Origin of the sequence: Bradyrhizobium tunisiense (assembly GCF_042263385.1) — a bacterium.
GTDB lineage: Bacteria > Pseudomonadota > Alphaproteobacteria > Rhizobiales > Xanthobacteraceae > Bradyrhizobium > Bradyrhizobium tunisiense.
Genome location: NZ_JBHLEV010000003.1, coordinates 935,249 through 961,585, shown reverse-complemented (window position 1 = coordinate 961,585; position 26,337 = coordinate 935,249). Strand labels below are relative to the sequence as shown.

The following is a 26,337-nucleotide window of genomic DNA, read 5'->3' as shown; positions in this document are numbered from 1 at the left end:
CGCACCTCTGCGCACGGCTCACCTGGATTGGCCACCTCGTGCGCATGACCGCGCCCCACGATCAGTCTCCCTTCGAGTGACGGCTCGAAGGCTAGGAGGTCTCCGGTCGGATTGCAACGCGGCGCAAATGCTCAACGCACCGCCGCCGACGCGAGCCCGCCGGCACGGGCCCTCAGCGGCCGATCACCTTCTCGATATAGGCCGGCTGGATGAAGGCCTCGAAGTCGGCACGCGGCAGCAACTTCGGCAGGCGCTCCTGCTTCACCAGAAAGTCGGCGGTCGCAACCAGCGTGTCGACGAATTTGCCCTTCTTCGCGCTCGTGCCGAAATACTCCTCGGTGAGCTGCTGGTTGCACGGGACCATGCCGGTGCCCTTCATCATCCGCGTCGCGTCGGCCAGCGGCAGCGACAGCTCCTCCGCAATGATTTCGGCCGTCTTCTCCGGATTCTTCAGCCAGAAGTCGATTCCCTCGCACTCGGCCTTGATGAACTTTTCGACGTAGGATGGATATTTCTGCGCGAATGCGTTCATGACGACGCCGATGTCCCAGGTCGGATAGCCGCGCTTGGTCATATCGCCCGACGTGATGAGGATCTTGCCGCCGTTCTTCACGGCCTTGTCGAGGTTCGGCTCCCAGAACCAGGCGGCGTCGATGTCACCGCGCAGCCAAGCGGCCGCGATGTCCGACGGCGCGAGATCGATGATCTTCATCGAGGCGGGATCGACGCCTTCGTCCTTCAGTGCCTGGAGCAGCAGGTAATGTGTCGTCGAGCCGAAGGGGGCAGCCACGGTCTTGCCCTTCAGGTCCTTGAGCGAGGAGATGTTCCTGTCGCTGCGAACCACCATCGACTCGACATAGTCGAGCAGATTGATCACCAGGATGCCCTTGATCGGAAGCGCGCGGGTCGCGCCGATCGCGGTCGGCGGATTGCCGAGACCGCCGAAGTCGACGTCATTGCCTGCGATCGCACGCAGCATGTCGCCGCCGCCTCCGACCTTGACGTATTTGATCTCGACACCCGGCATCTCCTTGGCGAGCAGGCCGAGATGCTTGGTGACGAGTTGTGCGTTCACCAGATTCAGATAGCCGACGGTCACCTTGGCCGGCTTGTCCTCGGCACGAGCGGTAGCCGTGAGCACCAACGTAGCAAGTGCGAGCGTGGCAACAAGTCTCTTCATCATGTCGATCTCTCCTCGATCAGGACTGGTTTCGGGCCCACGGCATCAACAGTCTGGCCATTCCGCGCATCATCAGGTCGAGCGCCACGCCGGTCAGGCCAAGCACGATCAGGCCCATGATCACGACGTCGGACAGCAGGAATTTTGCAGCATCCCAGATCATCCAGCCGATGCCTGCGGAGGCCGCGACGATCTCGGCGGCGACGAGAACGGTGTAGGTGAATCCGAGCGAGATGCGCATGCCGGCGAGGATCAGGGGGCCCGCCGCAGGTAGATAGACGTGGAACAGCAGATGGCGCCGGGTCGCGCCGAGGGATTGCGCGGCCCGCACAAAGACGGGATCGACGCTGGTAACGGCCTGGATCGTAGAGATCACGATGCCCGGCAAGCCGGCGAGGAACAGCAACGACAGCTTCGAGCTCTCGCCGATGCCGAGCCACATCACCAGAAGCGTGTAGAGCCCGAGGGGCGGCAGCGGCCGGTAGAATTCGATCAGGGGATTGAGCAGCGCGCGTGCATTGCGCGAGACCCCCATGAGGACGCCGAGCGGGATGCCGATGAGGCAGGCCAGTGTGAAGGCCGTGAGGATGCGGGAGAGGCTCGCGCCGAGATGCTGGTACAGCGTCGCGCCCTGATAACCCTTCGTCATGGTCTTGACGAACGCGGCCCAGACCGCCTGCGGCTTCGGCAGGAACAGCTCGTTGGCCCAGCCCACCCCCGTGACGATGGCCCAGGCGGCCAACAGCACGGCGACGGTGAGCGTCGAGAGCAGCACCGATCGCGAGACGGTTGGCAGCCGCAAACTGCCCCGCCGCGTACGATCGGCCGAGATCGGAATGGCCATGGGACCTGCCTCGACACTCACGTGCGCACTCCCAAGATCTGCATGATGGTCAGCGCGTAGATCCGCGTCGCCATCACCGATTTGGTGATCGAGATGTTCTCGTTGTCGACGGCCCAGCCGTCCTCACCCGGACCGAATGTCACCGCGTTGATGCCGGCTTCGCGGAAGCGGATGGTGTCGTTGAAGGCATTCTTGCGATTGACCCCGGGCTCGCGGCCCATCAGGCGTCGATAGACCGCGCGAAGCGAGCGGCATGGCTCTTCCTCGACCGGCACGGGCTCGGTCGCGTTGACGAACAGCGAGCCGGGCACCTGGCGCACTCCGATCTTGACGTCGTTGGCGCCTGCAAAGGTCGCCTGCCCGAGACGCTCGATGTCGGACACCACGCTGGCGAGCGTCATGCCCGGCACGATGCCGACCACCGCGAGCGTGATGGTGCAGGCATCCGGCGAGAACTGCATCTCGCCGGGAAGTCCGCCACGGATACGTACCACCGAGCAGCACGGCGGCGTATGCCCCATGAACTTGCTGGGCACATGCGTGAACGCCATCTCCTCCAGCCTCGGCAGCAGCTTCGCCGCCTCCATGATGGCGTTGACGCTGATGTCGGGCCGCCAGATGTGCGACTTGATGCCCTGGACCGTGACCTCGATCAGGCAATGGCCGGAATTGGCCACCGAGAGGTTCATGCCCCATTCTTTACTAACATCACCCCACGCGGTCGGCTCGGCCGTGATCTCGTAGTCGGCAGTAAGACCGACCTTGTTGAGCATGTAGATCGAGCCCTCGGTGCCGTTGCGCTCCTCGTCGACGGTGTAGCAGCACATCAAGGTGCCATCGAACTTCACGCCCTCTTCGATCAGGGCCTGCACCGCGAGCAGCGATGCCGCAAGATTGCCGCGCGTGTCGGAGGTGCCGCGGGCATACAGCAGATCGCCATGGCGCGTCGCCTTGAACGGATCGAAATCCGTCATGTGCCATTTCTCGGGCTCGACCACCGGATAGGTGTCGAGATGATCGTTGAGGATCAGCGACGGCGCGCCTTCCCGCCCTTTCAGCACGCCGAGCACGTTGGGCCGGTGCGGCTGCGCACTGTGCTTGGTGACCTCCATGCCGAGGGCTTCGAGCTTGCCCGCGACCAGCATCGAGATCGCCTCCTCCTCGGCGGCCGGCAAATCGGGATCGAGCGGATTGCCAGAACGCGGCTGACCGGTGCGGATCAATTCGGATGCAAGGTCGAGCCAGCGTTCCTCCGTGATGCGCGACAGCACGCGCTGCTCGAGATCGGAGGCAGGCGGGGCGACAGACATCTGCATGACGGGTTCCGTTGGCTCACAGCGCCGGCCGCGCCGCTTCGTTGCAGCACCCTCATTGCAGCGAATGTGCCAATCGCCAGGACAGCCCGCCTGGACGCGAATATTGATTGCTATTCAATGATTTGGAGAAGAATCGCGACTGCGCAAATTTTTGCGCGTCAGCTGCGCTTTGCCGAAGACGCAGCGCCGGCTGGACAGACCAGCCGCAGCGCGTGGAAGCCGCTTCCGATCCGGCGCACGCGCCTATTCGTTGGCGTAGTCGTCTTCCTCGCGCTTCTGTGCGGCACTCTTGCGTGCACCGAGCGAGCCTGTGATGGAGGGATCGCGCGCGTTGGCATAGGGGCTGCGCGATTTCGCGCGCGAGGCGACCTCGTCACCGGAGACGGCGGCCGGCTGGCAGATCAGGCGGCGGCTGGCGCGGCGCATCAGATCGACGTGGATGTGATCGTAGTGATAGACGTTCGACCCCGGCGCGAGCACCGTGGTGAAATGCGCGCAGGCACCCGCCTGCACGTCGCGCAAAAATCCCTGCTCTTCCGGCATGCCGCGCCAGCCGTCCTTCACGGTGACACGGCGACCATCGGCGAGCACGAAGGCCGAGATGTCGAGCGCATTGCCGAAGGCGTGCTCGGAGATGTGGGAGCGCGAGTTGCCGTTCATGCCGCGGCAGGAATAAGCGGAGATCTGCTTGATCTCGGCGACGCGGACGCCGAACCAGCGCATGGCCGAAGGCTGCACCGTGTCGGCGAGCCAGCGGTCGAGCTCGGACACGATCGGGCAGGCCAGCGTCGCCGTCGGCTTGATCGCAACGGGACCGACCGCGGTGACGGGATTGCCCTGCGCCGGGCCAAGGCGCGGCAGCGGCTGCTGTGCGGGCGCTTGCGAGTAAGGCGCGGGATTTGCCGGCCGTGCAGGATAGCTCGGCGCATTCATGTAGCGGGAGGCCCCCGCGGCATCGGTGCCCTCGGGCGGCAGATCGATCTCGTCTTCCTCCGGCACGACGCCGGGCGCGTTCAGCGACATCGGTCCGTTTGAGGTGCCGTAGCCGGACGGCTGGCGCACCGCGCTTTCGGGATAGTTCGACCGCGACGGATAAGAGGATGACGGATAATTCTGGCTCTGCGGATAGTTCGATCGCGGCTGCGTCACCGGCCAGCGCGGCTGGTTGCCGATGCTGCCGGGCGGGCGCAGTTGCTCGTCGGCAAAACCGTAAGTGCCGGAAGCTTCGCCGATGGCGGCGACCTTGAGCGGGAATTCGGCGCCGCACTGACCAGGGCCCGAAATGGGGTCGATCCGGACGAGATCCGGCCCCTCCTTCACCACGCCCGATTTCAGGCAAGCGGCTTCCGCCTCGGCCCGCCACGGTTCGCGTTCGGCCTGGAAGAAGCCGCGTCCGCAACCCGCTAGCGAAACAAGGACGATGGAGCCGACGAGATACAAACGAACTCCGCGCGTCATGAACGCACGTTCGGTGAATTTACTTAAAGACTCTTCAACACGTTGATTTCACGGTTCTTTAACCATGCCGGCTGGCGCGCGCCGAAGCCTCGTCAGAACCGAGCGACAGCAAGGCTGACTTTTTCGGACAGACACTTTCTGTTAACCATGAGGTCGCGCGTCAGCCAGCGCGCATTGAGGGAGGGACCTCATGACGTTCGCCGGGAGACTGAGCGTTGTCACCGCGTACCTCGCCATGGCCTTCGTCGGCGCCATCGTGCTCGGCATGATCTAGACTCATCGAGCGCGTCGAAGACGGGCCATCGCAACGAGTTACGATCTTGCGCCCCACTGCCGCGATGTCGTGACCAGTTGCTCGCGCGGCGCCTCGACCCGCCTCCAGTCGTTGCCCGAGCACCAGAAGCGGCCGATCGCGCAGGCCTCGACATGAAGTGTGCCGGAGCTCTTCAGCGTCATCGTTCCGAAATAGGTGCTGCCGCTGGAATGACTGTAGATGCTGCCGGTCCAGACGTCGTGCGTTTTCGGCTTCATGTTGACGAGCACGCTCTCACCCCTGTTCGACGCCTTGGTGAGCGCGAAACCGCACAATGCAGCTCCACAGCGTTCGATCCGGACCGTGCCCTTGGCACCCGGGCTTTCCCATTCGCCGAGCGGCGAAGAGGCCGGCGCGTCGTCGCTGCGCTGTGCGACCGGTGCCGTCTGCTCGATCTCGGGCCTCGGCGCAACGACCGGCGGCTCCATGCGCGGCGGATCGAGCGCAATAGTCTTCGGCGGATCGACGCGGGGCAACTCGATCCGCGGCGGCGCGGGCGGCGGCACAACCGGCTGCGACGTCGTCGCGGCAAGAACGGGGACTGGAGCTACCGACGGTGCCGCGACGACGGCCGCCTGTGGCAGCCGGACGGGAGGAATTGGATAGGCCGACTGCGGCGCCTGGACGACCGGCGCGGACGCCGGCGCCGGAAGGGGCCTGGTGGCGACATCCTCCGTCGGCCGAAGGCTGCGATTGGAGGAAATTGAAACGCAGGACGCGGATCGGCAACTCCTGGGCGACTCGACGCGGAGGCGGTGGCCGCCGATCGAGAAGGAATAGGAGCCGGCCTCGGCCGCGGGCACGACCGCCATCAACGCGATCAATGTGCCAAGCGAAGTCACAAGCCGGGTCATCGGCGCCTCCTGTCGTGTCGCGGCAAGGTTAGACGGAATGAGCCCCGGCTGAATGTGCGCCGCCTCACCCAGGCGCTGGCGCCCCTTGTGACGTCCATCACAGAGAGGCTGAGCGGCGAGGCGTAGGGTCGAACCACGCTTCATCCACCAGCGACTCCGGTCCATATCGGGGCCACGCAATTTTCGGAGGTTGTCATGAACAAGCTCACCATCGCCGCCACCGCGCTGTTCCTCGCTTCGACCGCCGCGGCCCATGCCGGCGGCAATTCGATCTCGTTCCAGATCGAGGGCCAGCACATCCGCATCGAGACGCCGCGCAACTGCGCCTCGCTCAACTGCGTGACCATCGTCGCGCCGGGCCTGTCGGACAAGCCGATCAAGCTGAACAACATCAACCTCAAGGGTCTCGGCGGCTCCAAGGACGACGACGTCGACACCACGCCGGCTCCCCCCACGACCGCCCAGCCCGCGCCGGCTCCGCTGCAGCAGCAGCCCGTGCAGCAGGCGCCGGTCCAGGCGACTGCACCTGCAGCTCCCGCCGCGCCCGTGACGACCGCAACGGCCGCGCCGTCCGCCAGCTTCGACAACGCGACGCAGCCCGCACCGGCTGCGGTTCCTGCTCCTGCACCCGCGCCAATCGCGGTTGCTCCCGCGCCTGCTCCGGCTCCGGCGGCCGCTGCGCCCGTGGCCGCGCCAAACTCGCCGATCGGCGTCTGGGCGACCGAAGAGAACAAGGGCAACGTCCGCGTCGAGCAGTGCGGCGCCAATCTCTGCGGCTATGCCGAGAAGACCAACGCGCGCATCCTGATCAACATGAAGCCCCAGGGCTCGAAGTGGAGCGGCCGGATCCACGATCCCGACTCCGGCCGCAATTACGACTCCACGATCGCCATGAAGGGCCCGAATGCGATGCGCGTGCAGGGCTGCGCCTTCGGCGGCATGTTCTGCGGCGGCCAGACCTGGAAGCGCGTGAGCTGACCAGCGGAGCGCGTCATCTCCAACATGCTCGCAAATCTTCGTCATGCCCGGGCAGAAGCGCGAAGCGGGTCTTCGCGCTAGATGTCCCGGGCATCCACGTTCTTGGTGCCGCAAAACAAGGCGTGGATGGCCGGGACAAACCGTCCATGACGGCGTGGAGACATTCACCCCCTCCTCGCTAGCCTCGCCTGGCCTTGAACACTCCCTCCTGCCACATATGTTCATCCGCCATTCAGCCTGATCCGGCTGATATCGCCCCATCTCGCCTCGCATTTCTCACCGGGACATCCTCGTGACTGCATTGGTGGCCTGGCGCCGCTTCGTCCTCTCGTTTGCTCTGGCCTTGCCGCTGGTGGGCAACAGCGTGGCATCCGACGCGATGGAGCTTGCGCAGCCGCAGCCACAAGCGCAGCCGACACCCGAGTCCTCCCCGACACCATTGGCTTCCCCCACCCCCGCGCCGGACGCACAATCCACCGCCATCGAGCCGATCGGCAACGTCGCGACCGTCACGGGAATCGCGACCGTGATCCGCGACAAGAATTCCTATCCGCTGCGCGTGCGCGACGACATCTATCTCAACGACGTCGTGCAGACGTCGTCGAACTCCTCGCTCGGCATCACCTTCAACGACGCGACCACGTTCAACCTTTCGGCCAGCGCCAGGATTACCATCGACAATTACGTCTATGAGGACGGCGGCAAGCAGAACTCCGGGATCTTCGACGTCGGCAAGGGCACGGTCGCCTTCGTCGCGGCGGCGGTGGCAAAGACCGGCAACATGAAGATCACGACGCCGACGGCGACGCTCGGCATCCGCGGCACCACCGGCGTCGTCGACGTGCCTGAAGGCGCGGCAGCGAGCAGCAAGCGCAACGTCAACATCAAGCTGTATCCCGACGCCGACGGCCGCGTCGGTCACATCGACGTCGACGACCGCACCAGCGGCACGCGGCTCGGCGCGCTGACGCAGGCATCGAGCGGCTTTGCGATCCGGCCTGGCGCAGCCGCTGCCGGGATCATGCGCTTCGCCGCGGTACCGATCACGATTGCGCCGCAGCAGATCGCGCGCGACCGCGGCTTCGTCGGCCAGGTGCATCTGGCGCAAACCACGGGCCGCCAGATCGTCATCGAGCAGCGCGACTTCCGCCGCGCCAATCCGACCGCGCTCAGCCGCATTCCGCGGCCCGCCCAGCCGCCGCAGCAGCAGCAATTGCGGCCGAACGGCCAGCCCGGCCTGAACAACCGTCCGGGTCAGCAGCAACCGGGCACGCCGGGCCGTCAAGGCGCCCAGCCGCCGCACCGGCAGGGACAGGGACAACAAGGTGGCACAATGCAGCCGGGCAACCCGCGCGCGGGTCAGGGTCAACGGCCGCGAGGTCAAGAGGAGCGCGGCGAGAGGCAGCCGGGCCCGCAGCAAGGCGTGGGGCGTCCAGCGCGCCCCGGACGAGGCCCCTTGCCGAACGGCACGCCGCAAACCCAACCGCAACGCGGCGGGCAAATTCAGCCTGGCGGAGCTACGCCGCAGCCGGGGGTGACGCCGCTGCCCAGCCCGCAGCCGCAGCTGCCACGCACCGGCATGCAGCCGGGGCAGCCACCTGCAGCTCAACAGCCAGGCCTGCAGCGCCCCGGCGGATTCCAGCAACACCTCCCTGGCGCGCAACGTCCTGCCGCGCCGCGCAAGCCGCCGCCCACTCCGAAGGACAGGGAGCGGCGATGATCCTCGGCGCGGCCGCCGCATCCGCGCGATAGCGCCAAAGGAGCGCCCTCCTCCGCCATTGCGGGCGCGGCGAAGCAATCCAGTGTTCCTCCGCGGAAAGATTCTGGATTGCTTCGCTCCGCTCGCAATGACGACTTGGAAGGAGCTGGGTTACCGCGGCTACACCAACCTGCAGATGCCGATTTGACCAGCAAGCGCGGGCTCACGCCTCGCCGCGGAGCCAGGCCTTCACCTTTTGCAACAGACCGTGCCGCAGCTCGTCGACCGAGGCCGCCTCAGCCGGCGTCAGCGTCTGCAAGGCTGCATCGAGATCGTCAGGGGCCGCCATTGGCACGGGCTCCGGCGCCGATGCAGCCACCAGCCCCGCAGCCGCGAGCGCGATCGGGCCGATTTGCGTGAGAAACACGCGTTCATATTCGCGCGACAGCCGCGCGATCGCATCGTCGAGCTTCAACCACTCGACCGCCTTGATGTCGTTCATCAGCTTGCGGACCGGGCCGCCCTCGGCCTCCATGCGCCAGAAATGCACGACCTTCGAGCGCCCGCCGGATTGGTACACGAGGGTGCCGAGGAATTCGTGCACGGCGACGTCGTGGCCGGTCTCCTCCAGCACCTCGCGATGCGCAGCTTCCTTCGGCGTCTCGCCGTCGTCGAGCTTGCCCTTGGGCAGAACCCATTCGTTGCGCTTGCGCTGGCGCACGATAGCGATCAGCGGCTCAGCGCCCCGCCGCAGCACAATACCACCCGCCGCCATCACCGGCGCCCGCGCCATCACAAGATCCGTCGTCCAGAATCGATCCCGCTGACGATATAGGCCGCGGGCACGGCGGATTGAAGGCTACTTTCTCTTCAACAGAGCCTGACCTGCACGAATGCGCGTGCCCTCGGCGATACCGTCGCAGAAGGCGAAATCGCCGGGCGCCAGGATGATGATGGTCGAGCCGTGCTCGAACCAGCCGAGCTCCTCGCCCTTGGTCACGCTGACGTCGCAGGGAAAGTTGACCGGGCCGCGCGTCTGGGCGTTCAGCACCATATCGAGGAAGTGCAGGCGGATGCTCGCGACCAGGATTGCGGCGACCGGTACCAGCGTCACGGCTTCGCCGGTCGAAAGATGCGTGCGGATCACCGCGCGCTCGTTCTTGCAGAACAGCCGCTCGACGCGCTTCAGCGCGATCGGGTTGACGTTCCAGACATCGCCATGGATCAGCGAGACCCGCTCGATATGCGCGTCGTAGGGGGCATGGAAGCGGTGATACATGCTCGAGGTCAGCCGCAGCGTGACGAAGGAGCCATTGCGGTGCTGGTCCACCAGCGCGGCATCGCCGACGAGGTCGAGCAGCGAATAGGGCGCGCCCTTGACCTGGAACAGCTCGGTGTCGGCGATCCGGCCATGGGCGCCAACGATGCCGTCCGAGGGGCTGGCGACGACCGAGGGGTCCGGATCAAACGGCCGCAGGCCCGGCTTCAGCTCCCGGGTGAAGCAGTCGTGCAGGCTCCTGAAATGAGTCTTGCGCGCCTCCGACAGGTCGAGATCGGAGAACAGCTTCCACAGCGCGATCGAGAAGTCCCGCACGAGCGGGTTCTCGATCTTGGAGAACCAGCCCATGAATCGGGTCAGCGCGGCGCGGGGGATGCGGTTGGTCAACAGGAAGTTGAGGTCTTCCTGCTGGGTGAAAGAGGCGATGAGGGCTTTGACTGTCATGAATCTGTTAGCTCACAGTATTAGCGCTTGTTGACATGGAAACGACACTCCCGATTCTCTCGATGTCCGTGGCCGCCGCAGCGTCCGCTGCCGCCGTCCTCCCGAAAATCAAGGCGCGGGTCGAACTGTCCCGCGCCAAGCATCGCTCGCTCGCCGGGCACTCCAAGATGTCGCGCCGGGTGGCAAAGCTGCTGCCGTTCTACGAATTCGAAGGCGACAAATATTTCGGCTGCGACGGCGCGCCGGCGAACATCGTGGCGCAGCGCAAGGACGCCTTCTTCCGCCTTGCACGCCTCTACGCCGAGCGCTACCCCAAGGGCCGCGCGATGACGAAGGAGGCGGCCGAGACGATCTCCGATCTCAACTTCACCGAAAGCTACCGGGTGCCGTTCCAGTTCTCGCGCCTCGTCCGCGAGCATCTGGGCACCTCGACCTTCGTGGAATCCTCGCGCGGTGTCACCGTCACTGATGTCGACGGCAACACCTCGTACGATCTCACGGGATCCTACGGCGTCAACATCTTCGGCAACGACTTCTACAAGGAGTGCATCGAGGGCGCGGAGAAGCGCGCGCATGCGCTCGGCCCCGTGCTCGGCCCCTACCATCCCGTCATTCTCGACAACGTGGCGCGGCTCCGCCAGATCTCGGGACTCGACGAGGTGTCCTTCCACATGTCCGGCACCGAGGCCGTGATGCAGGCGGTGCGGCTGGCGCGCTACCACACCAGGCGCAGCCATCTTGTGCGATTTGCGGGAGCCTATCACGGCTGGTGGGGCGACGTGCAGCCCGGCGTCGGTAACCCCATTGCCGCGCACGAGACCTACACCCTCGCGGAGATGTCGGAGAAGACGCTGCATGTCCTGCGCACGCGCAAAGACATCGCCTGCGTGCTGGTCAACCCGCTGCAGGGCCTGCATCCCAATGCCAACGCGTCCGGCGATTCCTCGCTGGTCGATTCCTCCCGCGGCGGCAACTTCGATCGTGCGGCCTACACCGAATGGCTGAAGAAGCTTCGCCAAGTCTGCACCGAGCGCGGCATCGTGCTGATCTTCGACGAAGTGTTCGTCGGCTTCCGCCTCGCCGCCGGTGGCGCCCAGGAATATTTCGGCGTCAAGGCCGACATGGTGACCTACGGCAAGAGCCTCGCCGGCGGCCTGCCGGTCGGCGTGGTCTGCGGCAGACGCGAGCTGATGCGCCGTTTCCGCGACGATCGTCCCGCCGACATCTGCTTTGCCCGCGGCACCTTTAACTCGCACCCCTACGTCATGACGGCGATGGACGAGTTCTTGAGCCGGCTGGCAAGTCCGAATTTTCGCGCGGTCTATGACGGTCTCGAGGAGACCTGGAACGGCCGCGTCCAAAAACTCAACCAGATGATGACCGACGCCGAGCTGCCGGTGCGGTTCGCCAATTTCTCGACGATCTGGACGGTGAAATACACCACCCCGTCCCGCTACAATTGGATGCTGCAATATTACCTTCGCGCAGAGGGCCTCGCGCTGAGCTGGGTCGGCACCGGCCGGCTGATCTTCAGCCTCAACTACACCGACGCCGACTTCACCGAGGTTGCCGAACGCTTCGTCCGTGCTGCCGAAAAGATGAAGGCCGACGGCTTCTGGTGGCACGACGGCGTGCTCACCAACAAGAACATCAAGCGGCAGATCTTGAAAGAGATGCTGGCCAAGCGCTTCGGGCGCTGAGGTTCTTCGTCTTCTCACCACCGTCATTCCGGGGCGCGCGCGGGGAGGCGAAGGAGCCCCCCAAGACCTGGATAAGACGTGGATGCCCGGCGCGAAGCCGGGCATGACGTAGCCGATCAACATCGGAATGCTTGGTGAGACCAGCGCGCTCAGGCGTGCTGCTCTTCGAGCGTGGGCTCGCCGATCAGGCCCAGCGTGTGCTCGGGATTGAGGTGCAGGCCGGGGTCCATCAGCTCGCCGCGCATCAGCGCCAGCGGAGCCTTGCGATAGAGCATCAGATCGTGGAACGGGTCCGTCAGGATCTTGGTCATCCAGACGAGGCCGGTCTCGACGTCGCGGATGAAGAAGAGGTGCACCGTGCGGAACAGCAGACCGCCGCCGCCGACCACGAGCCAGATCTTGGCAACCTGCCGCATGAAGTCGGTCGCGCTCGCCCAGGGCGTGAACAGGCCGAACAAGGTCGGATCGACGACCAGCACCAGCGGCGAGAGCGCCCAGATCGCCATCAGCACCACCTTGCGCTGAAGATTGTAGCCGACCTTGATCTCTTCCTTGTATTCGTGCGTCGCCTGGTTGACGTGATCGTAGGTGTGCGGCTCGAAGAAGAAGTGACCGGCCTGGCGCGAGGTCATCGAGACCAGCCAGCCGACCAGCGCGGAGACCACGGGATCGATGAACAGCCAGACATAGGCGAAGAGAAAGCTCAGCGCGCTGACGAAGTGCAGGCTCTGATTGATGCGGCTGTGGTGATAGTAGCGATGGTCGTCCCAGCGCTGGATCCGCAGCTGCTCGAGATAATTCTTGATCATGCTCTCCCCCAAAATGCTTTCGGGTCCGGGATTTACAGGGATTCGATGTAGGCCGTGTGACATCATCATTGTGTCATGTGACGACGTGCAGCGGCGCGATGACGCACGCGACGCGCCGGCTTCAGGTCACGCCGCCTTGGCGACGTCGACCTTGCGGAAGCGCACCAGCGAGAAATGACCGAGCGGCGGAATCAAACGGCGCTCGGCGAGCTCGATGCCGTGCGCACCGGCCAGCCACTTCGCATAACGCGACCAGGCGAACTCGGCGGTGCGGAAGCCGAGCGGACGCACCACCGGCTGCAGCTTCTGCTCGATGAAGCGGCGCATGCCGGCATCCGCGCTGACGCGGGTGAGGATGATCAGCTCGCCGCCCGGGCGCAGCACGCGGGCGAACTCGTCGAGCGCCTTTTCGGGATTCGGCACCGCGGTGACGACATATTGCGCCATCACGACGTCGAAGGAATTGTCTGAGAATTCCAGCTTCTCGGCATCCATCACCGCGAGGCCCTCGACGTTCTTCAGCCCGCCCTCGGCGACGCGCTGGCGCGCCTTGTCCAGCATTGCTTCCGAAATGTCGGTGCCGAAGATGCGCAGGTGCGGGGCGTAGAGCGGCAGCGAGATGCCGGTGCCGACGCCGACCTCGAGCACACGGCCGCCGATCTTGTTGGTGGCCGCAATCGCAGCCTGCCGGCCCTTGGCGAACACGCCCCCAAACACGAGGTCGTAGACCGGCGCCCAGCGGTCATAGGCCTGCTCGACCGTGCCACGGGTGAGGTCGAGCTGCCGGGTGCCGTCGAGGTTCATGATCTTAGCCATCGGTGAGGTTCTCGCTGTGGTCAAAATGGAGAGGTCAACCGCGCACCGGCCGCCGCGCCATCCGAGGCGAGGCGCGCAAGGCGCGGCTGGGCTGAAGTGAGGTGAGATTGCCGACGAACTGCCGCGCGCTGTTCTCCCAGGAGCGCTCCAGCGCGAAGTTGCGGCAGGTCTCGCGCGACATGGTGAGCGCGCGCAGGCACGCAGTGCGCAAATCGTGGTCGATCGCGCCGATGGGATGATCGGCGATGACGTCTTTCGGACCCGTCACCGGAAACGCCGCAACCGGCGTGCCGCAGGCGAGCGCCTCGAGCTGCACCACGCCGAACGTATCGGTCAGGCTCGGAAACACGAACGCGTTGGCGGCGGCGAGATGCGCGGTGAGGTCCGCGCCCTTCTTCTCGCCGAGGAAGACCGCGTCGGCGTATTTCTTTTCCAGCGCCGCCTTCTGCGGACCGTCGCCGACGACGACCTTGGTGCCGGGCAGGTCGAGCGAGAGGAACGCTTCGAGATTCTTCTCAACCGCCACGCGCCCCATCGTCATGAAGATCGGGCGCGGCAGGTCGAGTTGAGCCGGAGCGTCGGGATGGAACAGCTCGGTGTTGACGCCGCGGGTCCAGAAGCCGAGCCGCTTGAAGCCGCGCTCGGACAACTCCTGCCGCAGCGAAGGCGTCGCCACCATGGTCATGGCGGCGGCGTCATGGAAGTGGCGCAGCACGGCATAGCCGACGCTCGCGGGGATGCCGGTCCGCACCGAGACATATTCCGGAAAACGCGTGGTGTAGGAGGTGGTGAAGGCAAGCCGGTTGCGCCGGCAATAGGCGCGTGCGGCCCAGCCGATCGGGCCTTCGGTTGCGATGTGCAGGGCTTCCGGCGCCGCGCTCTCGATCCGCCGTGCGATCTCTTTGCTGCTCGGCAACGCGAAGCGCAAGCCCGGATAGGTCGGCAGCGGCCAGGACGGAAAGCCGTCCGGCGTGAGGAAGTCGATCTCGACATCGAGGGCCTTGGCCGCGTTCGCCAGCGAGGTCAGCGTCCGCACCACACCGTTGACCTGCGGATGCCAGGCGTCAGTCGCGATTAATACCCGCATGGGAAAATCCCGAGAGTTTGATGATTCTCAGGCATCGACCATCAGCGAAGGATATTTCAGGCGTGTGACGTCATGGAAGTGTCGGCGGGCCGTTTTGTTCGTTAACGCACCCCCGCGGCCACGAAACTGTCATGAAACAATCCTTGCCGCCATGAAACCGTTTTCGGTTTTCCGCGCAAATGTCCCGAAACGTTTCGCCGTTAGTGATTGACGCAACGGAGCACCGAACGGTGCCGCGGTGATCAACGACACCGAGCAAACAGGGGCGATCAAATGTTCAATCTGGATACGTTCAAGACCTATTCGCGCGCCGCTGCGTTCGGTGCAGTGGCAATCTCCGCAATCGCGTTCGCAGGCGCCGCCAACGCCGCGCCGGTGCAGATCTTCCCGTTTTTCCAGCCGCTGCCGCCGATGGCCGCGCCGCAGCCGTTCCAGCCCTATCACCCCTATCAGGCGCCGAGCTACCAGACTGAGCCGTCCGAGGATCAGGACGCGGTCGAGATGCCGGCCCGCTTCCGCCGCCAGACCGTTTCCTACGCGACGCGCGAGGCGCCGGGCACCATCATCATCGATACGCCCAACACCTATCTCTATTACGTGCTCGGCAACGGCCAGGCGCTGCGCTACGGCATCGGCGTCGGCCGCGACGGCTTCACCTGGTCCGGCATCCAGTCGGTGAGCCGCAAGGCCGAGTGGCCGGCCTGGACCCCGCCGCCCGAGATGATCGCCCGCCAGCCCTATCTGCCGCGCCACATGGCCGGCGGCCCGGGCAATCCCCTCGGCGCCCGCGCCATGTATCTCGGCGGCACCATCTACCGCATTCACGGCACCAATGCGCCCGAGACCATCGGCAAGCGCGTCTCCTCCGGTTGCATTCGCATGACCAATGAGGACGTCACCGACCTCTATTCCCGCGTCAACGTCGGCACCAAGGTGATCGTGCTGCCGATGACGGAGCGCAGGGCGGAACTCGGCGGCGCAACGCGCTGAGCACAGGACATTCTGACGCGAGCGGCCCCGGAACCCACCGGGGCCGGATTCGTTTGCCCTCGACATGTCGACGCGCGCTTTGCTGCGGCGCGATCTCGATGGAGGCGCAAATGCAACCACGCCTGCAATCCTCGCCGTATCCATGGCTGCGCGCGGTCGCCGGCGCCGGAGTCCTGACGCTGCTGCTGTCCGCGGCCTCATCGTTCGCGCAGCAGCCCGCGAGCGGCGACGCAGCCCACCAGGCCTTCAACAATTCCTGCCGCACGTGCCATTCCGTGAAGGAAGGCGACAACCGCCTCGGGCCCAACCTCAACAAGATCGTCGGACGCAAGGCCGGCTCGCTGCCGAATTACAATTATTCGTCCTCGATGAAAGAGGCGGGCTTCGACTGGGACCAGGACAAGCTCACCCGCTTCCTGGTCAAGCCCGACGAAGTCGTGTCCGGCCACAAGATGCAGCCCTATGGCGGCATCTCGACGGAGGAAGCGGCGAAGGTGGTGGCGTATCTGCAGGCGGCTTCGCAGTGACAACGCCACGGCTGCTTTCGTGAGGTGTCGGAGATTGTGGCGCATCCTTCGAGACGCCCGCCTATGGCGGGCCCTCAGGTTGAGGAGCGGAGTGCGCGACTGCCAATCCATCCGAAGCTCTTGCGCCAAGGTGGGACTGTCGGATAGCCTCATCCTGAGGAGACCGCGAAGCGGTCGTCTCGAAGGACGAGGCGTTCACGATGACCGAAGGCGCATGGCTCTACATTCTCAGATGCGCCGACGGCAGCTACTACATCGGCACGACGCGCACCGAACTCGAGATCCGAATCGCGCAGCACAACGCCGGCACGTTCGATGGCTACACGAAGTCGCGCCGCCCTGTGACTTTGATATTCTCGCAATGGTTCGATCGTATCACCGACGCGATCGAATGCGAGCGCAAGCTCAAAAAATGGAGCCGCGCCAAGAAGGAAGCCTTCATGCGTGACGATTTTGCCGAGCTGCATGAGTTGGCAAAGCGCGGATCACATCATCCTTCGAGACGCCCGCCTGCGGCGGGCTCCTCAGGATGAGGGCAGAGTGTGCGGTAACGCTTTGGCTGCGGCACGACTGCCGGTTAGCCTCATCCTGAGGAGCGCGCCCTTGCGCGCGTCTCGAAGGACGAGGCGGTCACTCCGGCGGATGCTGCCTATTCCCGCCGCTCCGCGATCCACCTCAGCCATGCCGCCGAATGAAACGCGCTCATCAGGAGATACATCGGCACCATCCCGCCGAGCGGAGAACCATGCCCGGTGACGCACAGCATGTCTGCCGCTCCGTCGCCGAGCACGGCCGTCAGCAGCGCCATGATCGCGAAGGTCGGCGTGGCCGCCAGCGCAAGCCATCTGGCGAGGTGGCGCACGGCGGCGACGCCATCATCGCGGCCGGTGGCCGTGCTCACAGCGGGAGTCATTTCCGTTCTCCCGCCGCCTCCTCGCGAAAAGCCTTCTCGCCGGCATCCGAGATCTCGACCCACTTCTGGTCCGGCGCCGCGCCTTCCGCGTAGCTGTCGTGCCAGTTCCACCATTTGTAAGTCGGTGTCTGCGGATAGCCTGGCGGCGAATCCTCCCAGACCTCCTGGCGGCCGAGCGGCGTGATGTCGAGATAGTTCCAGGTGCCGCCCATCTGCTCGTCGCCGCGGCTCTTGACGAAATAGGTGCGGAAGATGCGCGTCCCGTCGCGGTAGAACACGTTCGTCCCGTGCCATTCGTCGACGCCGAAATCGGCATCGAAACTGTCGGTGACGGTGACCCACGGCATGGTCCAGCCCATCCGCTGCTTCAGTTTGACGATATCGGGCTGCGGTGCGCGCGATGCGAACACGAGCGTGGTGTCGCGGGCGTTCAAATGCGCGACATGGGCGACCTGGTCGGCCACCATGGAGCAACCCCGGCAGGCGTGATCGGGCCAGCCGAACACGCCGGGCTCGAAGAAGGCGCGGTAGACGATCAGCTGCCGCCGTCCCTGGAACAGGTCGGGCAGACTGAGCTTGCCGCCGGGCCCCTCGAACGCATAGGTTTTGGTTACTTCCATCCACGGCATGCGCCGGCGCTCGGCCGCCAGGGCGTCGCGGGCACGGGTATGCGCCTTTTCCTTCACGAGCAGTTGCTGACGGGCCGCCTCCCAGTCCTGCGGCGACACCACCGGCGGTGTCTGCATGGCGGGCTGTCCGCTCGCCCCTGTGTTTTGAACTGATGTCATGATGGCTCTCCAGATCTCTTGCTTCGGCCGCCGTTCCTTGCCGCGCCGTGGCGGACGCGGAACCACCCGCGCCCACTCACCGCACATCTTCGGCCGTCAACGATTTCTGGCATCTCGCGGTTGCGCGGTGGGAGTAACAAGTGTGACGGGATTGACATGGAGTCGCTGATCACGGCCGCCGCACGGGCATTGGAGGCCGGCGATCCGCTCGGCGCGCTGAATCGCGTCGCCCTGCGGAACGATGCGCCGTCGCTCGCACTGCGCGGCATCGCAATGGCGCAGCTCGGCGATCTCGCGAAGGCGAAGTCTCTGCTGCGCGGCGCCGCGCGTGCCTTCGGTCCGAGCGAGGCGGTGGCGCGCGCAAGGTGCATCGTGGCCGAGGCAGAGATCGCGCTCGTCTCGCGCGAGCTGAACTGGCCGGTGAGAACGCTCGCGGCGGCGCGCGCGACGCTCGAGAAGCACGGTGATCTCGTCAATGCCGCCCATGCGGGCCACGTCGAGGCACGCCGCCTGCTTCTCCTGGGACGCCACGACGAAGCCGAGGATGCACTGGCCGAGGTCGTCACCTCTCCGCTGCCGCCGGCCTCGCAGGTCGTACGCGAGCTCGTGGTCGCCGGCATTGCCATCAGGCGGCTCAGAACGAAGGATGCGCGCGCAGCGCTCGACCGTGCGGCCCGTGCGGCGCGCCTCGCCGGCATCGCTGCGCTCGCATCCGAGGTCGAAGGCGCCAACCTCGTGCTCGACACGCCCGCGGCGCGCCTGATCACGCGCGGCAGGGAGCATCCCCTGTTGCTGGGCCAGGTCGAAGCGCTGGCGCGGTCCAAGGCGCTTGTAGTGGACACCTTCCATCACAGCGTTCGCAGGAATGGCATCGTCGTGCCGCTCGGAACGCGGCCGGTGCTGTTCGCGCTTGCGCGCCACCTGGCGCAGGCCTGGCCTGCGGACGTGTCCCGGGAAGCGCTGATGACCGCGGCGTTTCACGCCAGGCACGCCGACGAATCGCATCGCGCCCGGCTGCGGGTCGAGATCGGACGGCTGCGGGCGAAGCTCAGGCCGCTGGCGGATGTCAGCGCAACGAAGCAAGGCTTTGCGCTGACACCGCACAAGACGCGCGACGTTCTCGTGCTGGCACGGCCGGTCGAGGAGAAGCACGCCACCGTCCTCGCCTTCCTCTCCGACGGCGAGCCGTGGTCGAGCTCGGCTCTCGCACTGGCGCTAGGCACGAGCGCGCGGACGGTCCAGCGCGCGCTCGAAGAGCTGGCGCGATCGAACAAGGTGCAGTGCTTCGGACATGGACGGGCGCGGCGCTGGTTGACCCCGCCCGTCCCGGGTTTCCCGACAGGCTTGTTACTCCCCGGCCCACTCCTGAACACGTAGGATGAGATAAGTTCACATCCACGAGGGATCGCGCACATGAAGCGTTCAGCCGCCGAAATCGTCAGGGAATACGGGCCGTTTGCAGGCGTCGAAGCCGTGCATGGCGTCACCTATGACGGCAAGCATGTCTGGTTCGCGTCCGGCGACAAGTTGAACGCGGTCGATCCGGCTGACGGCAAAATCGCGCGCTCCATCGATGTCGCCGCGCATGCGGGAACGGCGTTCGACGGCCGGCACCTGTTCCAGATCGCCGAGGACCGCATCCAGAAGATCGACGCCGCCACCGGCAAGGTGCTCGGCACGATCCCCTCGCCTGGCGCCGGCGGGGATTCCGGATTGGCCTGGGCCGAGGGCTCGCTCTGGGTCGGCCAGTATCGCGAGCGCAAGATTCACCAGATCGATCCGGAGACGGGCAAGGTCCTCCGCACCATCGAGAGCAAGCGCTTCGTGACCGGCGTGACCTGGGTCGACGGCGAGCTCTGGCACGGCACCTGGGAGAACGAAGAGAGCGACATCAGGCGGATCGACCCCGAGACGGGCAAGGTGCTCGAGCAGCTCGACTTGCCCGCCGGCACGGGCGTATCCGGGCTGGAGTCCGATGGTGCCGACCAGTTTTTCTGCGGCGGCGGCGGTCGCGGCAATGTTCGGGCAATCCGCCGTCCGAAGCGCGGTCAGGCCGGCGGATGATGGCTTGAAATGGGGGGCAACGTGGGTTTGCAGCCGTTAACCTGTTCGCCCCAATTCCACCCCACCGGTGCGCTCTAGCGCCCTCCTCGCCCGCCCTGTAAAATCCCCAACGGGCGGCTTGGGGGATTGATGCGACTGACGTTGAATCTGAAGACCATCCTGATCGCCGTCGCGGTGCTCGCGGCGTCGTTCTTCATCAGCTTGAAGGCGATGGACTTGCTTTCGCCGCGCGCGACGAATTCGGCGCCGCCGGTGGCGCAATTGCCGCCGCTGCCACCGGTCACGAAGAGCTCGATCGTGATCGCCCCGGTCGCCATCGCGATATCGGCGATCCGCGAGCAAGCCGAAAAGGCCGCACCACGTAACTTCGCCGGCAAGGCCGACAACCCGATCTCGCAGATCCTGGAGAATGCCGACATCGGCTGGACCGCGGTGCGTGGGCCGATGGCAGCGGCCGGTGACAAGGACGTGCTGACGATCTCGACGCCGCTCAGCGGCAAGCTGAACGTGACGGGCTCGCTGTCCTCGAAAGCCACAGGTGCGCTTGGCGACGCGCTCGGCAGCGTGCTCGGCGGTGACGCCGCGAAACGGATCGGCGCCGTCAACATCAAGAATCTGAACGCGAGCGCGGAGATCAAGGGCAACGTGGTCGTCACCTCGCGTCCGAAGCTCGCGGCCAACTGGCACCTCGAGCCCAATCTCGGCGCCCAGGTCAATCTCGGCGATACCAACCTCAACGTCTCGGGCGCCAAGGTCAACGTACCGGCGCAGGTCAAGCCGCTGATCGACAAGAATGTCGGCGAGCAGATCAATGCCGTCTCCGAACGCATCCGCAACGATCCGAGCCTGCGCGAGAATGCGAAGCTGCAATGGGCCAAGGCGTGCCGCTCGATCCCGCTGCAGGGCTCGGGCTCTTCGGCCGGGCTTCCGCCGCTCTGGCTGGAGATGAAGCCGATCCGCGCCATCGCCGCCCAGCCGCGCGTCGACGCGCAGGCCGTGACGCTGCTGATGGGCCTGGAAGCGGAGACGCGCGTCACCTCGACGCCGACCAAGCCGGACTGTCCGTTCCCCGACAAGATCTCGATCGTGCCGCCGACCGGCACCGGCGTGAACATCGGCGTTCCCATCGACGTGCCGTTCACCGAGATCAACAAGCTGATCACGGCGCAGATGGTCGGCCGCACCTATCCCGAGGACGGCTCGGGTCCGGTCGACGTCACCGTCAAGAGCGCCAACGTGATCCCGTCGGGCGAGCGCCTGCTGATCTCGCTTCTGGTGCGCGCCAAGGAAAAGAAGAGCTGGCTCGGCCTCGGCGCCGAGGCGACCGTGCACATCTGGGGCCGGCCGGTGCTCGACCAGGCGCAGCAGACGCTCCGGCTCACCGACATCCAGCTCGCGGTGGAATCGGAAGCCGCCTTTGGCCTGTTGGGCGCCGCTGCGCGCGCCGTCGTGCCGCAAATGCAGCAGGCGCTGCTGCAGAAGGCGACGCTCGATCTGAAGCCGATCGCCGCCAACGCGCGCGAGAAGATCGCCGCCGCGATCGCGGACTACCAGAAGAGCGAGGACGGCCTCAAGGTCGACGCCAGGATCGACAGCCTGACGCTTGCCGACATCGCCTTCGATTCCAAGACGCTACGCGTGGTCGCGGAAGCCGGCGGCACGCTGAACGTGTCGGTGACGAAGCTGCCTTAGATATAGCGCGGGTCCGCCTACGCCTTCATCGCTTGCGCCGCTGGCATTCTCATCGCAGGGTGCTAAGCTGTTGCTCGCAACCTCGAACGAGGTGTTGACAGCATCGTAGAGGCAAGCCGAGGACAACATGGAAGCCGGCATGGTCACGCCCGCGCCGGCACTGGTGCGCTTTTCCGGCATTCAGAAGACCTACGATGGCGAGCACCTCGTGGTGAAGAACCTCGATCTCGACATCAGGAAGGGCGAGTTCGTCACCCTGCTCGGGCCGTCGGGCTCGGGCAAGACGACAACGCTGATGATGCTGGCCGGCTTCGAGGTTCCGACCCACGGCGAGATCTACCTCGCGGACCGGCCGATCAAGAACATGCCGCCGCACAAGCGCGACATCGGCATGGTATTCCAGAACTATGCCTTGTTTCCGCACCTGACGATCGCGGAGAATATCGCCTTCCCGCTCTCCGTTCGCAAGACGGGCAAGGCGGAAGCGCAGGAGCGCGTCAAATCGGCGTTGCGCATGATCAAGATGGAAGCCCTGGCGCACCGGCGGCCCGGACAACTGTCCGGCGGTCAGCAGCAGCGCGTGGCGCTGGCCCGTGCGCTGGTCTTCAATCCGCAGCTCGTGCTGATGGACGAGCCTCTGGGCGCGCTGGACAAGCGGCTGCGCGAGCAGATGCAGCTCGAGATCAAGCAACTGCACGAGAGGATGGGCATCACGGTGGTCTACGTCACCCACGATCAGAGCGAAGCGCTCACCATGTCGGACCGCATCGCCGTGTTCAATGACGGCGTCGTGCAGCAGATCGACAGGCCCGACGCGCTGTATGAGCATCCGGTCAACAGCTTCGTCGCCCATTTCATCGGCGAGAACAACGTTCTGGCCGGCACCGTCGAGACGGTCGACAAGGATTATTGCCGCGTCGCGCTGGCGGGCGGCGGCACCGTGACCGCACGCGCGGTCAACATATCGGGCGCGGGCGCATCGACCTCGCTGTCGGTACGGCCGGAGCGGATCTCCATTGTCTCCGACGGCACCTCCAGCGACGGACCGAACCGGCTGCCGGCCAAGGTGCAGAGCGCGATCTATCTCGGCGACCATGTGCTGGCCGTGCTCGATGTCGCCGGCAACGGGGAGTTCATGGTCAAGCTTCAGCCAGGCGCGCATGACAACCTGAGACACGGTGAAAGCGTGTTCATCGCCTTCCGCCCCGAGGACTGCCTGGCCCTCGATCCCGTCTGACCCACTGCAGGATTTCGCCAGCGCAAGCCGACCTGAAGCAATCAACCTCGACGCAACTGACATGAAAGGAACCAAGACCATGCTGAAGTGCAAGATTGTCCGGATTGCTCTGGGTTTCGCCGCGGCGTTCAGTGCCGGCGCTGCGCTCGCGAGCGTCGCGCAGGCGCGTGACCTCACCGTCGTGTCGTGGGGCGGCGCCTATCAGGATGCACAGAAGAAGGTTTACTTCGAGCCCTTCAAGAAGGCGGCCGGAATTGCCATGAACGACGAGTCCTGGGACGGCGGGGTCGGCGTGTTGCGCGCCAAAGTGCAGGGCGGCGCCGCCACCTGGGACGTCGTCCAGGTCGAGAGCGACGAGCTCGCGGTCGGCTGCGAGGAAGGCCTGTTCGAGAAGCTGGACTATTCCAAGATCGGCGGCGAGGCGGCCTATATCCTGCCGTCCGTCAATCCCTGCGGCGTCGGCGCCATCCTCTACGATTTCGTTCTCGGCTACGACAAGGACAAGCTGAAGGAAGCCCCCAGCGGCTGGGCCGATTTCTTCGACACCAAGAAGATTCCGGGCAAGCGCGCCCTGCGTCAGGGCCCCAAGACCACGCTGGAGATCGCGCTGATGGCCGACGGTGTCGCGCCGAAGGACGTCTACAAGGTGCTCGCGACCGACGAGGGCATCGAGCGCGCCTTCAAGAAGCTGGACAGCATCAAGGGCGACATCGTCTGGTGGAAGGCCGGCGCCCAGCCGCCGCAACTGCTCGCCTCCGGCGAGGTGGCGATGACCTCGGTCTACAATGGCCGTATCGACACCGCGAACAAGAACGAGAAGAAGAACTTCGGCATGGTGTGGGACGGGGCGCTGTTCACCCTCGACAGCTGGGTCATCCTGAAGGGCAGCCCGAACAAGGATGCCGCTTACAAGTTCCTGGATTTCGTCGGCAAGGCGGAGAACCAGTCAAAACTGTCGGAGAACATCGCCTATGGCACTTCGAACAAGGACGCAGCCGGCAGGCTCGCCCCCGCCGTTCTGAAGGACCTGCCGACGGCGCCCGACAACATCAAGAACGCGGTCGAGATCAACGTTGCCTTCTGGCTCGAGAACATCGACCGCCTGACCGAGCGCTTCAACAAATGGGCGGCGAAATAAACAGCGCATCGGCAAGGCTCGCCCCATGACGGATGCGCTGCTGACCGGCGCCAATGCGTCGACCGAGGTGCCGCTCAAGCGCCGATTGCGGCGCGCTGAGCGAACGCGCCAGGTCAAGGCATTGGCGCTGGTAGCGCCGCTCCTCGTCTTCCTGCTCTTCACCTTCGCCGGGCCCATCGCCGGCATGCTGTGGCGCTCGGTCGACGACCGCGAGGTGCGTCAGGTTCTGCCTCGAACTATCGCGGCCCTCGCCAGTTGGGACGGCAAGGACCTGCCGGACGAAGCGGCCTACGCAGCGCTGGCAAGCGACATCCAGGCGGCTCGCGCATCCGGCACCATTGCGATTGCGGCCAAGCGGCTGAACTACGCGCTGAACGGTTTTCGCACGATCCTGACCAGCACCGCGCGCAATCTGAAGGCGATGCCCGAGCCCGGCACGGCCAGGGAGACGCTGGGCAAGATCAATCCAGCCTGGCGCGAACGCGCGACCTGGACGACGATCAAGGACGCCGGCGGCCCCATCACGGGCTTCTACCTTCTGGCGGCGCTCGACCTGACACGGAACGTGGACGGCGCGGTCGTCGCCGCTCCACCCGACCAGGCGATCTACCGCAGCCTGTTCGCTCGCACCTTCCTCATCAGCCTCAGCGTCACCGTCCTCTGCCTGATCCTCGGCTTCCCGGTCGCCTACCTGCTGGCGACGCTGCCGCCGGGGCGGTCGAACCTCCTGATGATCTTCGTGCTGCTGCCGTTCTGGACCTCGCTTCTGGTCCGTACCTGCGCGTGGATCGTGCTGTTGCAGAGCAAGGGCGTCGTGAACGACAGCCTGCACTGGCTTGGCGTCATCGACGAGCCGCTGCGCCTGATCTACAACCGCTTCGGCGTCTGCGTGGCGATGACCCACGTTCTCCTGCCCTTCATGATCCTGCCGCTGTACAGCAGCATGAAGGCGATCTCGCCCGCTTACATGCGGGCCGCCGCCTCGCTCGGTGCGGCGCCCGTCACGGCCTTTCTGCGGATCTACCTGCCGCAAACGCTGCCCGGCGTCAGTGCGGGAAGCCTGCTCGTCTTCATCCTGGCGCTCGGCTACTACATCACACCGGCTCTCGTCGGCGGCGCCGCCGATCAGATGATCAGCTACTTCATCGCGCTGTACACGACCGAGACCGCCAACTGGGGCCTCGCTTCGGCGTTGGGCGCGGTGCTGCTGCTGGCCACCCTTTTGCTGGCACTCGTCTATGGCAAGCTGGTGCAGGGCCAGCAGGTCACCGGAGGCATGAAGAATTGAGCGACAATTCCTCCTTGCGCACGACCAGCCAGCGCATCGCGTGGACCGGGACCATTGTTGTCTCCACGCTGGTGTTCATCTTCCTGATCGCGCCGATCCTGGCGATCATGCCGCTGTCCTTCAGTTCGGGCTCCTACCTCACCTATCCGCTGCCCGGCCTGTCCTTGCGCTGGTACGACGACTTCATCACGTCGCCGCGCTGGATGAATGCGCTGAAAAACAGCCTGATCATCGGCGTCGCCTCGACGGCGCTGTCCATGGTGCTCGGCACGCTGGCCGCGCTGGGGCTGGCGCAGTGGAAGAGCCGTTTCAAGCCGCTCGTGCTGGCTTTCGTGCTGTCGCCGGTGGTGGTGCCCGGTGTCATCACCGCGGTCGGCCTGTATTTCTTCTTCGCGCCGATTGGCCTCACCGGCAGTTATCTCGGCCTGATCCTGGCCCACACCGCGCTGGCGACGCCCTTCGTGGTGATCACGGTCGGCGCGACGCTGCAAAGCTTCGACACCAATCTGGCGCGCGCCGCCGCCTCGCTCGGCGCCTCGCCGCTGTATGCGTTCCGCCGCGTGATCCTGCCGCTGATCCTGCCCGGCCTCGCATCGGGTGCGCTGTTCGCCTTCGCGACCAGCTTCGACGAGGTGGTCATCGTGCTGTTCATGGCAGGCCCCGAGCAGCGCACCCTGCCGCGCGAGATGTTCAGCGGCATCCGCGAGAACATCAGCCCGACCATCACGGCAGCGGCGGTGATCCTGACGACGGTCTCGATCATCCTCCTCGCCACCATGGAAGGCCTGCGCCGACGCAACGAACGGCTCAAGGGTGGCGGCGGCTGAACGGCTTCCTTCTCCCTCTCGCCGCCTGCGGGGAGAGGTCAGAAAACGACACGACAGCGCGCCCGGTGAAAACCGGGCGCGCTTCGTTCAGGTGGT

25 protein-coding genes are annotated in these 26,337 nt (G+C 65.5%); 13 read left to right on the top strand and 12 right to left on the bottom strand.

Annotated features, from left to right (window positions below; genetic code table 11):
* Nucleotides 1–172: 172 nt before the first annotated feature.
* From ACFDR6_RS17930 to ACFDR6_RS17910, 5 genes are all read right to left on the bottom strand, one after another.
* A complete protein-coding gene (locus ACFDR6_RS17930) occupies nucleotides 173–1,183 on the bottom strand; it encodes a taurine ABC transporter substrate-binding protein (RefSeq protein ID WP_375859025.1) in 1,011 nt (336 codons plus the stop codon).
* Nucleotides 1,184–1,199: 16 nt separating this feature from the next.
* Nucleotides 1,200–2,045 (bottom strand): ABC transporter permease subunit, encoded by an 846-nt coding sequence (locus ACFDR6_RS17925; protein ID WP_212080587.1) that lies wholly within the window; start codon nucleotides 2,043–2,045, stop codon nucleotides 1,200–1,202.
* Nucleotides 2,042–3,340 (bottom strand): M20 family metallopeptidase, encoded by a 1,299-nt coding sequence (locus ACFDR6_RS17920; RefSeq protein WP_212080586.1) that lies wholly within the window; start codon nucleotides 3,338–3,340, stop codon nucleotides 2,042–2,044. The genes ACFDR6_RS17925 and ACFDR6_RS17920 overlap by 4 nt, the downstream gene beginning before the upstream one ends.
* Nucleotides 3,341–3,583: 243 nt before the next feature.
* Nucleotides 3,584–4,798, bottom strand: coding sequence for an extensin-like domain-containing protein (locus tag ACFDR6_RS17915; protein WP_375859024.1), 1,215 nt, complete (start codon nucleotides 4,796–4,798; stop codon nucleotides 3,584–3,586).
* Nucleotides 4,799–5,110: 312 nt separating this feature from the next.
* Nucleotides 5,111–5,965, bottom strand: a complete 855-nt coding sequence (locus ACFDR6_RS17910; RefSeq protein WP_375859023.1) for a DUF2147 domain-containing protein — start codon at nucleotides 5,963–5,965, stop codon at nucleotides 5,111–5,113.
* Nucleotides 5,966–6,160: 195 nt separating this feature from the next.
* Here ACFDR6_RS17910 and ACFDR6_RS17905 point away from each other — a divergent pair, with 195 nt between their 5' ends.
* Both ACFDR6_RS17905 and ACFDR6_RS17900 read left to right on the top strand, forming a co-directional pair.
* Entirely contained in the window at nucleotides 6,161–6,943 is a 783-nt protein-coding gene (locus ACFDR6_RS17905) for a DUF2147 domain-containing protein (protein ID WP_317242514.1), read from the top strand.
* Nucleotides 6,944–7,244: 301 nt separating this feature from the next.
* Nucleotides 7,245–8,663: a FecR domain-containing protein gene (locus ACFDR6_RS17900; RefSeq protein ID WP_375859130.1), complete on the top strand. Its 1,419-nt coding sequence runs from the start codon at nucleotides 7,245–7,247 to the stop codon at nucleotides 8,661–8,663.
* 202 nt (nucleotides 8,664–8,865) lie between these two features.
* Here the strand turns inward: ACFDR6_RS17900 and ACFDR6_RS17895 are convergent, their stop codons facing one another.
* Nucleotides 8,866–9,435, bottom strand: coding sequence for an NUDIX hydrolase (locus ACFDR6_RS17895; protein WP_375859022.1), 570 nt, complete (start codon nucleotides 9,433–9,435; stop codon nucleotides 8,866–8,868).
* Between the two features lie 66 nt (nucleotides 9,436–9,501).
* Nucleotides 9,502–10,365, bottom strand: coding sequence for an archaetidylserine decarboxylase (gene asd / locus ACFDR6_RS17890; RefSeq protein WP_375859021.1), 864 nt, complete (start codon nucleotides 10,363–10,365; stop codon nucleotides 9,502–9,504).
* A gap of 35 nt (nucleotides 10,366–10,400) precedes the next feature.
* Here asd and ACFDR6_RS17885 point away from each other — a divergent pair, with 35 nt between their 5' ends.
* Nucleotides 10,401–12,065: an aminotransferase class III-fold pyridoxal phosphate-dependent enzyme gene (locus tag ACFDR6_RS17885; protein ID WP_375859020.1), complete on the top strand. Its 1,665-nt coding sequence runs from the start codon at nucleotides 10,401–10,403 to the stop codon at nucleotides 12,063–12,065.
* A gap of 149 nt (nucleotides 12,066–12,214) precedes the next feature.
* Here ACFDR6_RS17885 and ACFDR6_RS17880 read toward each other — a convergent pair whose 3' ends face one another.
* The 3 genes from ACFDR6_RS17880 to ACFDR6_RS17870 form a co-directional block, all read right to left on the bottom strand.
* Nucleotides 12,215–12,874 carry a hypothetical protein gene (locus tag ACFDR6_RS17880; protein WP_375859019.1) on the bottom strand — a complete coding sequence of 220 codons (660 nt, stop codon included), beginning with the start codon at nucleotides 12,872–12,874 and terminating at the stop codon, nucleotides 12,215–12,217.
* A gap of 126 nt (nucleotides 12,875–13,000) precedes the next feature.
* On the bottom strand, nucleotides 13,001–13,690 hold the full coding sequence (locus tag ACFDR6_RS17875; protein WP_212080578.1) for a class I SAM-dependent methyltransferase: 690 nt from the start codon (nucleotides 13,688–13,690) through the stop codon (nucleotides 13,001–13,003).
* 34 nt (nucleotides 13,691–13,724) lie between these two features.
* Nucleotides 13,725–14,777, bottom strand: a complete 1,053-nt coding sequence (locus tag ACFDR6_RS17870) for a glycosyltransferase family 4 protein (protein WP_375859017.1) — start codon at nucleotides 14,775–14,777, stop codon at nucleotides 13,725–13,727.
* 273 nt (nucleotides 14,778–15,050) lie between these two features.
* On the opposite strand from ACFDR6_RS17870, the gene ACFDR6_RS17865 reads away from it, so the two are divergent.
* The 3 genes from ACFDR6_RS17865 (at nucleotide 15,051) to ACFDR6_RS17855 (ending at nucleotide 16,827) form a co-directional block, all read left to right on the top strand.
* On the top strand, nucleotides 15,051–15,767 hold the full coding sequence (locus tag ACFDR6_RS17865) for a L,D-transpeptidase (RefSeq protein WP_375859016.1): 717 nt from the start codon (nucleotides 15,051–15,053) through the stop codon (nucleotides 15,765–15,767).
* A 110-nt stretch (nucleotides 15,768–15,877) separates the two neighbouring features.
* Nucleotides 15,878–16,294: a c-type cytochrome gene (locus ACFDR6_RS17860; protein ID WP_375859015.1), complete on the top strand. Its 417-nt coding sequence runs from the start codon at nucleotides 15,878–15,880 to the stop codon at nucleotides 16,292–16,294.
* 200 nt (nucleotides 16,295–16,494) lie between these two features.
* A complete protein-coding gene (locus ACFDR6_RS17855; RefSeq protein ID WP_317242505.1) occupies nucleotides 16,495–16,827 on the top strand; it encodes a GIY-YIG nuclease family protein in 333 nt (110 codons plus the stop codon).
* 116 nt (nucleotides 16,828–16,943) lie between these two features.
* Here the strand turns inward: ACFDR6_RS17855 and ACFDR6_RS17850 are convergent, their stop codons facing one another.
* Nucleotides 16,944–17,207, bottom strand: coding sequence for a hypothetical protein (locus ACFDR6_RS17850; protein ID WP_375859014.1), 264 nt, complete (start codon nucleotides 17,205–17,207; stop codon nucleotides 16,944–16,946).
* Nucleotides 17,204–17,995, bottom strand: a complete 792-nt coding sequence (locus ACFDR6_RS17845; protein ID WP_375859013.1) for a DUF899 domain-containing protein — start codon at nucleotides 17,993–17,995, stop codon at nucleotides 17,204–17,206. The genes ACFDR6_RS17850 and ACFDR6_RS17845 overlap by 4 nt, the downstream gene beginning before the upstream one ends.
* 156 nt (nucleotides 17,996–18,151) lie before the next feature.
* On the opposite strand from ACFDR6_RS17845, the gene ACFDR6_RS17840 reads away from it, so the two are divergent.
* The 7 genes from ACFDR6_RS17840 to ACFDR6_RS17810 all read left to right on the top strand — a co-directional run bounded on the left by ACFDR6_RS17840 (nucleotide 18,152) and on the right by ACFDR6_RS17810 (nucleotide 26,241).
* Nucleotides 18,152–19,372, top strand: a complete 1,221-nt coding sequence (locus ACFDR6_RS17840; RefSeq protein ID WP_375859012.1) for a helix-turn-helix domain-containing protein — start codon at nucleotides 18,152–18,154, stop codon at nucleotides 19,370–19,372.
* A 36-nt stretch (nucleotides 19,373–19,408) separates the two neighbouring features.
* A complete protein-coding gene (locus ACFDR6_RS17835) occupies nucleotides 19,409–20,059 on the top strand; it encodes a Vgb family protein (protein WP_317242502.1) in 651 nt (216 codons plus the stop codon).
* Nucleotides 20,060–20,188: 129 nt separating this feature from the next.
* Nucleotides 20,189–21,751: a DUF4403 family protein gene (locus ACFDR6_RS17830; protein ID WP_375859011.1), complete on the top strand. Its 1,563-nt coding sequence runs from the start codon at nucleotides 20,189–20,191 to the stop codon at nucleotides 21,749–21,751.
* 127 nt (nucleotides 21,752–21,878) lie between these two features.
* Complete coding sequence (locus ACFDR6_RS17825; protein ID WP_317242500.1) at nucleotides 21,879–22,988, top strand: ABC transporter ATP-binding protein; 1,110 nt, start codon at nucleotides 21,879–21,881, stop codon at nucleotides 22,986–22,988.
* A gap of 79 nt (nucleotides 22,989–23,067) precedes the next feature.
* A complete protein-coding gene (locus ACFDR6_RS17820; RefSeq protein ID WP_375859129.1) occupies nucleotides 23,068–24,126 on the top strand; it encodes an ABC transporter substrate-binding protein in 1,059 nt (352 codons plus the stop codon).
* 25 nt (nucleotides 24,127–24,151) lie between these two features.
* Nucleotides 24,152–25,414, top strand: coding sequence for an ABC transporter permease (locus tag ACFDR6_RS17815; RefSeq protein WP_375859010.1), 1,263 nt, complete (start codon nucleotides 24,152–24,154; stop codon nucleotides 25,412–25,414).
* Complete coding sequence (locus ACFDR6_RS17810) at nucleotides 25,411–26,241, top strand: ABC transporter permease (protein ID WP_212080567.1); 831 nt, start codon at nucleotides 25,411–25,413, stop codon at nucleotides 26,239–26,241. The genes ACFDR6_RS17815 and ACFDR6_RS17810 overlap by 4 nt, the downstream gene beginning before the upstream one ends.
* The last annotated feature ends 96 nt before the right edge of the window (nucleotides 26,242–26,337 follow it).

Bases quoted from the DNA above. Each gene is read 5' to 3' on its own strand.
- ACFDR6_RS17930 (WP_375859025.1), bottom strand. From the start codon at position 1,183: ATGATGAAGAGACTTGTTGCCACGCTCGCACTTGCTACGTTGGTGCTC.
- ACFDR6_RS17920 (WP_212080586.1), bottom strand. From the start codon at position 3,340: ATGCAGATGTCTGTCGCCCCGCCTGCCTCCGATCTCGAGCAGCGCGTG.
- ACFDR6_RS17915 (WP_375859024.1), bottom strand. From the start codon at position 4,798: ATGACGCGCGGAGTTCGTTTGTATCTCGTCGGCTCCATCGTCCTTGTT.
- ACFDR6_RS17910 (WP_375859023.1), bottom strand. From the start codon at position 5,965: ATGACCCGGCTTGTGACTTCGCTTGGCACATTGATCGCGTTGATGGCG.
- ACFDR6_RS17905 (WP_317242514.1), top strand. From the start codon at position 6,161: ATGAACAAGCTCACCATCGCCGCCACCGCGCTGTTCCTCGCTTCGACC.
- ACFDR6_RS17895 (WP_375859022.1), bottom strand. From the start codon at position 9,435: ATGGCGCGGGCGCCGGTGATGGCGGCGGGTGGTATTGTGCTGCGGCGG.
- asd (WP_375859021.1), bottom strand. From the start codon at position 10,365: ATGACAGTCAAAGCCCTCATCGCCTCTTTCACCCAGCAGGAAGACCTC.
- ACFDR6_RS17885 (WP_375859020.1), top strand. From the start codon at position 10,401: ATGGAAACGACACTCCCGATTCTCTCGATGTCCGTGGCCGCCGCAGCG.
- ACFDR6_RS17880 (WP_375859019.1), bottom strand. From the start codon at position 12,874: ATGATCAAGAATTATCTCGAGCAGCTGCGGATCCAGCGCTGGGACGAC.
- ACFDR6_RS17875 (WP_212080578.1), bottom strand. From the start codon at position 13,690: ATGGCTAAGATCATGAACCTCGACGGCACCCGGCAGCTCGACCTCACC.
- ACFDR6_RS17870 (WP_375859017.1), bottom strand. From the start codon at position 14,777: ATGCGGGTATTAATCGCGACTGACGCCTGGCATCCGCAGGTCAACGGT.
- ACFDR6_RS17865 (WP_375859016.1), top strand. From the start codon at position 15,051: ATGTTCAATCTGGATACGTTCAAGACCTATTCGCGCGCCGCTGCGTTC.
- ACFDR6_RS17860 (WP_375859015.1), top strand. From the start codon at position 15,878: ATGCAACCACGCCTGCAATCCTCGCCGTATCCATGGCTGCGCGCGGTC.
- ACFDR6_RS17855 (WP_317242505.1), top strand. From the start codon at position 16,495: ATGACCGAAGGCGCATGGCTCTACATTCTCAGATGCGCCGACGGCAGC.
- ACFDR6_RS17850 (WP_375859014.1), bottom strand. From the start codon at position 17,207: ATGACTCCCGCTGTGAGCACGGCCACCGGCCGCGATGATGGCGTCGCC.
- ACFDR6_RS17845 (WP_375859013.1), bottom strand. From the start codon at position 17,995: ATGACATCAGTTCAAAACACAGGGGCGAGCGGACAGCCCGCCATGCAG.
- ACFDR6_RS17840 (WP_375859012.1), top strand. From the start codon at position 18,152: ATGGAGTCGCTGATCACGGCCGCCGCACGGGCATTGGAGGCCGGCGAT.
- ACFDR6_RS17835 (WP_317242502.1), top strand. From the start codon at position 19,409: ATGAAGCGTTCAGCCGCCGAAATCGTCAGGGAATACGGGCCGTTTGCA.
- ACFDR6_RS17830 (WP_375859011.1), top strand. From the start codon at position 20,189: ATGCGACTGACGTTGAATCTGAAGACCATCCTGATCGCCGTCGCGGTG.
- ACFDR6_RS17825 (WP_317242500.1), top strand. From the start codon at position 21,879: ATGGAAGCCGGCATGGTCACGCCCGCGCCGGCACTGGTGCGCTTTTCC.
- ACFDR6_RS17820 (WP_375859129.1), top strand. From the start codon at position 23,068: ATGCTGAAGTGCAAGATTGTCCGGATTGCTCTGGGTTTCGCCGCGGCG.
- ACFDR6_RS17815 (WP_375859010.1), top strand. From the start codon at position 24,152: ATGACGGATGCGCTGCTGACCGGCGCCAATGCGTCGACCGAGGTGCCG.